The organism is Endozoicomonas atrinae (genome assembly GCF_001647025.1).
In the GTDB taxonomy this organism is placed as follows: domain Bacteria; phylum Pseudomonadota; class Gammaproteobacteria; order Pseudomonadales; family Endozoicomonadaceae; genus Endozoicomonas; species Endozoicomonas atrinae.
In genome coordinates, this window is sequence record NZ_LUKQ02000418.1 from 1 (window position 1) to 3,146 (window position 3,146).

Consider the following 3,146-nt stretch of genomic DNA (forward strand, 5'->3'; position numbering starts at 1 on the left):
TTTATGATACTAGCGGCTCCTGAACGAAGTTACATTAAGTCTAAAGCTTTGGAATATTACGATCTCGCCTACTCTGACGCTCAGTTATTGTTACCAATTCCTTATAAAAATATCTAGTAGGCTCACTTACATGATTACAGTTTTATTCGGATATTCTTTGTAAAACCTTCTCCAGCTCTTCAAAAATGATCTGACGCACAGAGCCAGGATCATCCTCTGCGGCCAGCACATCCGCCAACCGGTCCGGTATGGCCAACAGTTCATCCCGGATAATCCGACCGGCTTTGAAGGCATCGTTTCTAACCTTGACTGCGTCGGTGAGCTTGCCGCTCTTTTCTTCATACTCCAGTTTCGCCAGCTTGGCCCGGAAGGCCTCCCGCATGGTTCTGGCGGTCACAAAGTCCACGGCTCCGGCAGCATTGCCCCCGGCAGGGATCACCTCTGCCGGACTTTCTTCTCTCAGCGCATTGGCCGGGTCTGCATTTGCTTTCATAGCGGCCAGCGCCTGTTCCGTGTCTACCTTGCCATTGCGGAGCTTGATGATCCCTTTCTTGACCAGCTTGTGAATGTAGGGTTTGGAAACCTCTAACTGACGTGCAAATTCTGCCTGAGTAATTAACGCCATAAGGAACGAACGCTCCTTTGTTTACGGCCTGAAAAAAAGTTTGTTGCTTGCCTTGCACTGCGGGTGTCGTTAGCCAAGCTCAGGGCAGGCGAGAGCCGAAAGGACCCACAAGCGAAGGAGCCGCACGATGAATAAAAAACTCACCCCGAAACTGAAGGCAGTGGTTATGTCGACGACCAAAACCGGCAAGGTTCCGGCCAAGGTTGCTAAGGAAGCGCCGAAGGCTGTGGAAAAATTGAAGGATGAAGGGCTTGCAAAGACCCAAAAGGGCGCTGGCGGCAAGCCGGAAACCGTGCTTACCAAGGCTGGCGAAAAGGCCAAGACCGATGCACAAAAAACCGAAAAGGCAAACCCAAAAAAGGACGCCAAGGCAACCGCTAAAGAGCCAAAAAAGGCAAGCCCCAAGGACGAAAAAAAGGCCAAAAAGCCCACCATCCGGAAGGACACCAAGCAGTACACCATCTTGAAACTATTGTCCCGAAAACAGGGAGCCACCATTCAACAACTGCACGAGGCCACGGGCTGGAAACTAACCACCCTCCGGGGCACGCCGGGCGCACTGAAACTGAAACTCGGCCTTGAGATAGAGTCCGAGAAAAGGGACGGCAAAGACACCGTGTATCGAATTGTCGGCGGGTTGGACGGCCTCCTATAAGGCCGGAAACCGAGCCCCTCAAAGGGGCTTTTTTTGTCTTTCCGCCTTGCCTGACCACCGTCGTCGGCCAAGGTGAAGGTGACAATAGCAAACAGGACGCCAATAAAAAATGAACAAAATAACCCTCTATAACGACCGCTGCAGGCGCTCAATGATCGTCCCCGGTTCCGCCGAAAAGCTCCGGGAGGAAGGGTGCCACTTCCGGATAGTAATGACCCAAGGTTTCAAGGCCTTCATTGAGGAGAACAACGAACTCGAAGTGATTATGGCGATAGCCCTCTTTGATGACTTCACCGAAGATAATGATCCTTACGGAGAGCATGACTTCATTATTCTGAAGTACCAAGGCCAGAGCCTCTATGCCAAGTTCGACTATTACGACCGGAGCCTTGAGTATGGTTCGCCCGATCCTGCCAACCTTGCGGTCACCTGCCGGGTCTTAACCCTGATGCTGGCGGAGGAATATTAGAATGAAACAAGAACAGAAATTTAAGGTCGGCCAACTGGTGGCCTTCCGTAGCGATTTTGAACAGGCCGGTCGAATTGTTGAAATTCACGGTGGCTGGTTAATACTCGAAGCCCTGAGCCCGAATGGTTTTGCTGGTGCCTACATTGGTGGCCAGCGACGGGCTCGGGTCCGATGTGCTGATTGCTGGCTTTAATGGCCAGCTTTTTTCTTTGTAGCACCGCAAAACCGAGCCAAGCTCACAGTAACAATATCCCCCTTTCCCGCTTTCCTTTCTGTAGAAAGTTAACCCCGATTTGGCTCTTGTCACTAGCGAAACCTCGCGCCGCCTCGCCCCCGCAGGGTTTAAAGAATGCTGGGGACCCCCGTTCGATATATGGCGACCTGGTGATATAGCGGTGACGTCTATTACGCCTTGAAAATATAGCCATATCGATAGCTGTATGGAAAATATTAAATTGCTTATTTCTTTGCGGAAACCGTCCGGTCGGCCAAGCTTGAGTCAATACCAAAATATATAAGGAATTTAAAAATGAATTTACAAGAAATCAATCAAAAGCTCGCATTCATAGCCGCCTCTCATTTCGACGGAGTTGATACCCTGGAGAGCCAAGGCCGAGACCGCTTGGATTGGCACGAGGTACACGTCTGCGATATTAAGCAAGCCCTTTTAGCCGCCTACATGGCAGGGAAAAAAGAGGGTGAGAAAAACCAAAACTAAAAGTAGTTTCGGGCTTGCTCACCGGGTTGTGTGAGCCAGTCTGAGTTCAAGCCCAAACGAAAAGGATTTTTAAAAATGAATAGCCAAATAATGAACGAGCAACTTTCAAAAATCGCCCAAGAAACGCTGGCTTCATTTACCTTTGAAAATCCTGAACAGTTCGGTGAGCAAATTGCCAAGGCTTTAGAAAAAGCCTATAAGGCCGGTGCCGAAAATAGCGGCAGAAATAAGAGCAAAATTTCTTTGCACTAAACCGGAACCGAGCCAAGCTCAAGTCAAGCGGAACGGAAAATCAAAATTAAAAACCCAAGGAGAGACGCCATGAAAACTACTAAAAAGCAACCAACCAAAAACGCTACACCTAAAAAGAAAGCCCCAGCTAGAAAACAGGCGGTAAAAAAACAAGAGGCCAAAAAGCCAACGGTTCGCAAAGATACCAAGCAGCATACAATTTTGAAAATGCTGGCAAGAAAAACTGGCGCAACCATACAGCAATTACACGAAGCGACCGGCTGGAAAATTACCACCCTTAGAGGTACACCCGGCGCACTGAAAATTAAACTAGGCCTTGATATAGAATCTGAAAAGCGGGACGGAAAAGATACCGTATACAGAATTAAAGGCGGATTAAAAGGGCTCGATATAGCCTAAGCGCCAAGCCCCGAAAGGGGCTTTTTTT

General features: G+C 49.1%; 7 protein-coding genes. 6 read left to right on the forward strand and 1 reads right to left on the reverse strand.

Translation table 11 applies throughout. From position 1 onward, the window contains the following. Positions 1–142: 142 nt before the first annotated feature. On the reverse strand, positions 143–625 hold the full coding sequence (locus AK963_RS27250) for a hypothetical protein (protein WP_066018471.1): 483 nt from the start codon (positions 623–625) through the stop codon (positions 143–145). A gap of 127 nt (positions 626–752) precedes the next feature. Here AK963_RS27250 and AK963_RS27255 point away from each other — a divergent pair, with 127 nt between their 5' ends. From AK963_RS27255 to AK963_RS27275, 6 genes are all read left to right on the forward strand, one after another. Next, a complete protein-coding gene (locus AK963_RS27255; RefSeq protein ID WP_066018472.1) occupies positions 753–1,280 on the forward strand; it encodes a DUF3489 domain-containing protein in 528 nt (175 codons plus the stop codon). Between the two features lie 109 nt (positions 1,281–1,389). Further along, complete coding sequence (locus AK963_RS27260) at positions 1,390–1,749, forward strand: DUF3768 domain-containing protein (RefSeq protein ID WP_139117709.1); 360 nt, start codon at positions 1,390–1,392, stop codon at positions 1,747–1,749. Position 1,750: 1 nt separating this feature from the next. Further along, positions 1,751–1,942 carry a hypothetical protein gene (locus AK963_RS27265; RefSeq protein ID WP_066018474.1) on the forward strand — a complete coding sequence of 64 codons (192 nt, stop codon included), beginning with the start codon at positions 1,751–1,753 and terminating at the stop codon, positions 1,940–1,942. A 336-nt stretch (positions 1,943–2,278) separates the two neighbouring features. Continuing rightward, positions 2,279–2,467 (forward strand): DUF6900 domain-containing protein, encoded by a 189-nt coding sequence (locus tag AK963_RS27270; protein WP_066018475.1) that lies wholly within the window; start codon positions 2,279–2,281, stop codon positions 2,465–2,467. Positions 2,468–2,542: 75 nt separating this feature from the next. Next, on the forward strand, positions 2,543–2,719 hold the full coding sequence (locus AK963_RS33770; RefSeq protein WP_175404686.1) for a hypothetical protein: 177 nt from the start codon (positions 2,543–2,545) through the stop codon (positions 2,717–2,719). Between the two features lie 69 nt (positions 2,720–2,788). Further along, entirely contained in the window at positions 2,789–3,118 is a 330-nt protein-coding gene (locus AK963_RS27275) for a DUF3489 domain-containing protein (RefSeq protein WP_066018476.1), read from the forward strand. The last annotated feature ends 28 nt before the right edge of the window (positions 3,119–3,146 follow it).